Below are 4164 nucleotides of genomic sequence, written 5' to 3'. Positions count from 1 at the left end.
CGCCGGCATCGGCGACTACGTGAAGATGGTCAACGACGCCGGCGGCATCAAGGGCCGCAAGCTCAAGTACGTGCCCGAAGACACCGGCTACAAGGTCGATGTGTCGGTCGCCGCGTACAAGAAGATCACCAGCCAGAACAAGGTCAACCTCTACTACGGCGACTCCACCGCGTTCTCCAAGACCATCAACCCCGAGCTCGAACGCAGTGGCAGCACGCTGATGGCCGGCGCCTCGTTCGCAACGGAATTGAACGACCCGAAGAAGTACCCGCACCAGTTCCTGGTCGGCCCCGACTACACCGAGATGTTCGGCATCCTGCTCAAGCACATCGCCAAGGAGAAGCCCGGTGCCAAGGTCGCCTTCGTCTACTCCGACTCCGAGTTCGGCCGCGANGAAGAAGTACCCGCACCAGTTCCTGGTCGGCCCCGACTACACCGAGATGTTCGGCATCCTGCTCAAGCACATCGCCAAGGAGAAGCCCGGTGCCAAGGTCGCCTTCGTCTACTCCGACTCCGAGTTCGGCCGCGACCCGATCGACAGCAGCGAAGCGCTGGCGAAGAAGCTCGGCCTCTCGGTTCCGGTGAAGATCATGACGCCGGCCGGCAGCGTGGACGTGTCCACCGAAGTCATCAAGCTGCGCCGCGCCGCGCCCGACTACACCATCTTCCACGGCTACATCCTCGCGCCCATCCCCGAGTTCATCACCCAGGGCAAGCAGATGGGCATGCAATCGAAGTGGATGGGCACGTTCTGGACCATGGACAGCTCCACTGTCATGAAGATGGGCGAAGCCGGCGACGGCTTCATGGGCGTCATGCCCTACCGCTACTACTACGACACCTCGGCCAAGGCGCCGATGCTCGAGAAGATCCGCGCGCTGCGCCCCGAGTACCAGAGCACGGCCTATATCCAGGGCTTCCTGGCCGCGATGCTGTTCACCGAATCGGCCAAGCGCTGCCTCGAAGCGAACAAGCCGCTCACGGGCGACAACCTCAAGGCCGCGCTCAACTCCATCAAGGACTTCGACACCGGCGGCCTGATCGGCGTGCCGATCACCATCAGCGGCAACTCGATCCCGGTGGGCCGCGTCTACAAGGCCGACATGAAGGCGCAGAAGATGGTCGCCGCCTCCGACTGGATCAAGCTTTGAAGCACCCCCTGAGGCCCTTGCGCGGCGTCTGCTGGCCTGGGCCGCGCCAGCATCCAGGCCCCAAGGCACTTGAACCGCCAAACAGAATGACCGACAACGCCACGCCCAACGTCCTCGAAGTCAACAACATCGAGGTCATCTACAACAAGGTGGTGCAGGCCCTGCGCGGCCTGTCGCTGGCCGTGCCGCGCGGCCAGATCGTGGCGCTGCTGGGCAGCAACGGGGCCGGCAAGTCGACCACGCTGAAGGCGATCTCGGGCCTGCTGGCACTTGAAGACGGCGAACTGGAAAGCGGCAGCGTGCTGTTCAACGGCCAGCCCACGGCGCGGCTTGCGCCGCAACAGCTGGTGCGCCAAGGCCTCTCGCATGTGATGGAGGGGCGGCGCATTTTTGAAGACCTCACGGTCGAAGAGAACCTGGTCGCCGCCACCTATGCGCTGACCGGCCGCAGCGATGCCAAACCCGACTTCGACCTGGTCTACAGCTACTTCCCGCGCCTGCACGAGCGCCGCAAAGGCCTGGCCGGCTACCTGTCGGGCGGCGAGCAGCAGATGCTGGCGATTGGCCGCGCGCTGATCGCGCAGCCGCAGCTGATCCTGCTCGACGAACCCTCGCTGGGTCTTTCTCCGAAGCTGGTCGAAGACATCTTCGGCATCATCGCGCGCATCAACGCCGAGCGCGGCACCTCCATGCTGCTGGTCGAGCAGAACGCCACCGTGGCGCTGGCCGTGGCGCACAGCGGCTACATCATGGAAAACGGCAAGATCGTCATCGACGGCACGGCCGAGCGCCTGGCCACTGACCCCGATGTGCGCGAGTTCTACCTCGGCATGGGCGGCGGCGGCGAGGCGCGCAGCTTCAAGAACATCAAGCACTACAAGCGCAGAAAGAGGTGGTTGTCGTGAGAGAAAACAACCCCCTGAGCGGCTGCGCCGCTTCCCCCTTCTCTCTCCTCGCTGCGCGCTGCGGGAAGGGGAACGCCGCCAGTGCGGCGGGGCGGCCCTGGCCTGGGCCGCGCCAGTTTCAAGGGCCGCTGATGGCGCGATGCGCAATGGATCACTGACATGCAGCACCCCGAACTGACCCTGCCGCAGATGCTGCGCGAGCGCGCACGCAGCACGCCCGAGCGCGTGGCCCTGCGGCAAAAAGACTTCGGCATCTGGCAGCCTTTGAGCTGGGCCGGCTACTACCAGCGCGCCAGCTGTTTCGCCCTGGGCCTGCACACGCTCGGCCTGGGCGCGGGCGGCCATGTCGGCGTGCTGTCGGAGAACCGCACCGAATGGGTGCTCGCGCAAATGGGCGCCGGCCTGCTCGGTGCCGTGGCCGTCGGCGTGTATCCCACCAGCCCCACTTCGGAAGTGGCCTACGTGGTCGCACACGCCGACATCGAGATCATGGTCTGCGAAGACCAGGAGCAGACCGACAAGCTGCTCGAAGCGCGCGCCCAGCTGCCGCGCCTGCGCAAGATCGTGGTGATGGAAACCAAGGGACTGCGCAGCTTCGCTCCCGGGCTGCGCGAACTCATCGTGACTTTTGCCGAGGTCGAGCAAGCCGGCGCGGCCGTGGGCAGCAGCGCGCTGATCGACGCCGCGCTGGCGCGCCAGAAACTCGACGACATCGGCCTGATGATCTACACCTCGGGGTCCACCGGAAAGCCCAAGGGCGCGATGATTTCGTGGCGCAACATGCGCGGCGTTGTGCCGGGCCTGGTCGAGCGCCTGGGCATCACGCAGGACACCACGCACCTGTCGTACCTGCCGCTGTGCCATGTCGCCGAGCAGATGCTGACCACCTTCACTCCGATCTACACCGGCGCGCAGGTCCACTTCGGCGAATCGATTCGCACCGTGCAGGAAGACCTGCGCGAGATCGCACCAACCATGTTCCTCGGCGTGCCGCGCATCTGGGAAAAGCTGCACGCCAGCATCAGCATCAAGCTGCAGGAGGCCGGCGGCCTGCGCCGCAAAATTTTCGACCGGGCCTACGCCGCCTGCCTGCCGCTCGCCGAGAAGCCGCGCAGCGCCTGGAGCCTGGCCGACAAGCTCAAGTTCAGTGCCAGCTACTGGCTGATTTTTCGTGCGCTGCAAAACTTCATCGGCCTGCGCCAGGCGCAGATCGCGCTGACCGGCGCGGCGCCGATCCCGCCCGACGTGGTGCGCTTTTTCCGCGTGCTCGGCGTGCCGCTGATCGAGGTCTACGGCCTGACCGAATCGAGCGGCATGGTGCTCGGCCACGAGCCGCGCGACGTGGTCGTCGGCACCGTGGGCGTCCCCACACTGGGCGTGGAGCACCGCATCGCCGCCAACGGCGAGCTGCTGCTGCGCGGCGACATGGTGTTTGCCGGCTACTACAAGAACCCCGAGGCCACGGCCGACAGCATTCGCAACGGCTGGCTGCACACCGGCGACGTGGTGCGCGAGGAGCGCGGCCAGCTCAAGATCGTCGACCGCCTCAAAGACATCATGATCACGGCCGGCGGCAAGAACCTCACGCCGTCCGAGATCGAGAACACCATGAAGGGCAGCCCCTACATCAAGGAATGCGTGATCGTCGCCGAGGGCCGCCAGTTCGTCGCCGCGCTGGTGATGATCGACTACGACACCGTCGGCCAGTGGGCCGAGTCGCAGCGCATCGCGTTCACGCATTTCCGCTCGCTGGTCGAGCTGCCGCAGGTGCGCGCGCTGATCGACGCCGCCATCGCCCAGGGCAACGCACGCCTGGCCCAGGTGTCGCAGATCCGCAAGTTCCATCTCTTGCCGAAAGAACTCGACCACGACGACGGCGAAGTCACCGCCACCATGAAGGTGCGGCGCTCGAGCATCTACCAGACCTACGCCGCCGAGATCGAGGCGCTGTACCGCTGAGAGCGGCTCGCAACGCAGCCGCCACCACCGGGCGCTGCTACCCTGTCACCACCGCCCCGCCTCAGTGCCCCAGGGCCACGGCGGTAATTTGTCAAAAACAAGAGCACTTGGCGCAGGCCCTGCATGTGTTTTGCGGCACTTTGTATCGC

Annotated in this window: 4 protein-coding genes; 3 read left to right on the top strand and 1 reads right to left on the bottom strand. The window is 65.7% G+C overall.

From position 1 onward, the window contains the following. Window positions 1–328 (bottom strand): hypothetical protein (locus QZH66_RS14435; RefSeq protein ID WP_305806632.1); only part of this gene is annotated, 328 nt, incomplete at its 3' end. A 19-nt stretch (window positions 329–347) separates the two neighbouring features. On the opposite strand from QZH66_RS14435, the gene QZH66_RS14430 reads away from it, so the two are divergent. The 3 genes from QZH66_RS14430 to QZH66_RS14420 all read left to right on the top strand — a co-directional run bounded on the left by QZH66_RS14430 (window position 348) and on the right by QZH66_RS14420 (window position 4015). Next, a complete protein-coding gene (locus QZH66_RS14430) occupies window positions 348–1151 on the top strand; it encodes an ABC transporter substrate-binding protein (RefSeq protein ID WP_305806631.1) in 804 nt (267 codons plus the stop codon). A gap of 86 nt (window positions 1152–1237) precedes the next feature. Beyond that, entirely contained in the window at window positions 1238–2056 is an 819-nt protein-coding gene (locus QZH66_RS14425; protein WP_305806630.1) for an ABC transporter ATP-binding protein, read from the top strand. A gap of 159 nt (window positions 2057–2215) precedes the next feature. Further along, complete coding sequence (locus QZH66_RS14420; protein ID WP_305806629.1) at window positions 2216–4015, top strand: AMP-binding protein; 1800 nt, start codon at window positions 2216–2218, stop codon at window positions 4013–4015. Window positions 4016–4164: the final 149 nt, after the last annotated feature.

Source organism: Stenotrophomonas sp. YIM B06876 (assembly GCF_030711595.1).
Classification (GTDB): domain Bacteria; phylum Pseudomonadota; class Gammaproteobacteria; order Xanthomonadales; family Xanthomonadaceae; genus Stenotrophomonas.
The sequence above is the reverse complement of the archived record's forward strand: the minus strand, read 5'-3'. Positions and strand labels throughout refer to the sequence as shown.

Coding starts and splice junctions, on each gene's coding strand:
- QZH66_RS14420 (WP_305806629.1), top strand. CDS start 2,216: ATGCAGCACCCCGAACTGACCCTGCCGCAGATGCTGCGCGAGCGCGCA.
- QZH66_RS14425 (WP_305806630.1), top strand. CDS start 1,238: ATGACCGACAACGCCACGCCCAACGTCCTCGAAGTCAACAACATCGAG.